Raw genomic sequence first — 1,554 nt, 5'->3', positions numbered from 1 at the left:
AGGTACGCGACGAGGAGGGCGGCGAGGAACGTCGTCGGCGCCGAGAGCAGTCGCGCGGTTCGGTAGGGGAGCACGATGCGCGAGAGACCGAGAATCACGAAGCTCAGCAGTATCAGGCCGAACGCGAGCAACGAGAGCTTCACGAATCCGTTTCTGTCCATCCGATACGCGGTCACGCGGACCCGAGTTGAACGTTCTCCTCCGGCGGGCTCAGACGAATCGGCCGCCCGTCGGTCGCCGGCAGGCGCGCCCGAACCCGCGCGGGCTACGGTGACTCGCTCCGCCGCGCCAGTTCCTCGTAGGCCGCCCACGACGGGTCCACCTCGGGGTGCGGCACCGACTCGCCGTCCACGGTGACGCCGGTCCCTTCGCGCACGGTGCCGGCGACGCCGACGGGCGCCCCTCGGATTCGAGCGCCGAGACGACGGCCGCCGTCGAGTCGGGGTCGACGGCGAGCACCAGCCGTGCCGCCCGTCGTCGCCGTCCACGGGTCGATATCGAGGAACGCGCACGCCTCGCGGACGCCCGGGCGAACCGGTATCTCGTCGGTCGAGACGTCGAGGTGGCGCCCGCGCCGTCGGCGACTTCGTTCAGCGCGCCGAACAGGCCGCACTCGGTGGCGTCGTGCATCGCGTGGACGCCGCCGGCGGCCGCCGCGGTCATCGCGTCGCGGACGCAGTCGGCCTCGTCCAGGCGGGCCTGCGCCTCGCGGAGCGTATCTGCCGGGAGGTCGAACTGGTCGGGGAACAGCGTCGTCAGCAGACCCGTCGCCTCCACGGCCGGCCCCTTCGTGACGAGGACGTCGTCGCCGACGCGGGCCCCGTCGGGGCGAATCACGTCACCGGGGTCGCCGACGGCGAGAGCGGTGGCGCCGCCGACCCACGGGAACGAACACCCGGCGTAGCGGGCGGTGTGCCCCGTGACGATGCTGACGCCGAGGTCCGCGGCCTCCTCGTGCATCGCCGTCCACAGTTCGGCGAACGCCTCGTCCTCGAAGTCGGGCGGGAGCGTGAAGGTGACGGCGAGGTGGGAGGGCGGAAGCCCCGAGACGGCCACGTCGGCGAGGACGAAGTCGAGGGCGAACCGGCGGCGCGGGCGAGTCCGAGGTCCGGCAGGACGGAGACGGGGTCGGTGGCGACGGCGACGGCCGTCCCGTCGACGTCGAGGAGGCCGAAGTCGACGCCGTGGGTCGGACCGAGGGCGACGTCGTCGCGGTCGGCACCGAGGTTCGAGAAGACGTACCGGTCGAAGAACGCGCGGTCCACCTTTCCGAGGTCGCTCATGGGGGACGGTCGACGGCGGTCGGTTTCAACGTGCCGTTGTCGCCCCCGGAACTGCCGTAAGATATACCAGGCGATATGTCGTCGGTGAGGACGATTCGATGTCACCCGGATGCGGACCGGGCGCTCCGGTGCCGCGCGTTCCGACCGCTCGTCGGAGCTATCGGCCCTCCACCGCGCCCGCCGACGCCGTTCGTCAGTCGCCGACCGAAGGAGGAACACGGTGAGGGAGGACTCGACGACCTCGGAGTCACGACGCGCCGCCGACGAGAAC

General features: G+C 71.8%; 2 protein-coding genes. One reads left to right on the top strand and one right to left on the bottom strand.

Going from position 1 to position 1,554, the window contains the following annotated elements:
• Window positions 1-210 precede the first annotated feature (210 nt).
• Window positions 211-1,056, bottom strand: a complete 846-nt coding sequence (locus GJ632_RS21400; RefSeq protein WP_191453974.1) for an AIR synthase-related protein — start codon at window positions 1,054-1,056, stop codon at window positions 211-213.
• Window positions 1,057-1,367: 311 nt separating this feature from the next.
• On the opposite strand from GJ632_RS21400, the gene GJ632_RS24480 reads away from it, so the two are divergent.
• Window positions 1,368-1,554 (top strand): hypothetical protein (locus GJ632_RS24480; protein WP_231751752.1); only part of this gene is annotated, 187 nt, incomplete at its 3' end.

Source organism: Halogeometricum sp. CBA1124 (assembly GCF_009741955.1).
Lineage (GTDB): Archaea > Halobacteriota > Halobacteria > Halobacteriales > Haloferacaceae > Halogeometricum > Halogeometricum rufum.
This window is presented reverse-complemented; position numbering and strand designations above follow the sequence as displayed.